The sequence below is a fragment of the Cupriavidus sp. 05N39 genome (assembly GCF_056397325.1).
In genome coordinates this window covers 1-356 of the sequence record NZ_JBFTNE010000424.1, presented here as the reverse complement: position 1 = coordinate 356, position 356 = coordinate 1, and the positions used below count along the sequence as shown (strand labels likewise).

General features: G+C 78.1%; 1 pseudogene. It reads right to left on the bottom strand.

Going from position 1 to position 356, the window contains the following annotated elements:
* Positions 1-356 (bottom strand): annotated as a pseudogene (locus AC1DN0_RS42015) (hypothetical protein); the annotation flags it as partial.

Here is a 356-nt window from a genome sequence, read left to right as displayed (position 1 = left end):
GAGCAGCAGCATGTCGACGTCGGCCGTGGCCAGCTCGGACAGCGCGGCCAGCGCGTGCGCGGCGACGACCACCTGCACCCCGCGCGCGGCCAGCAGCCCGGCGTGGACCTCGGCCACCAGCGGATCGTCCTCGACCAGCAGCACCCTGCCCTCGCACGCGCCGTCGCCCGTGGGGACTGTGTCGACCCGGTCGGCACGGTCGTCCGCATCGGCGGCGGCCAGCGGCAGGCTCAGCACCAGCCGTCCGCCGCCGCCGGGCACCGCGTGCAGTCGCAGGTGGCCGTGCTGCGCGCGGGCACAGGCCTGCGCCCGCACCAGGGCCGCGCCGGATACCACGCCAGCGGACCGGGCCACGG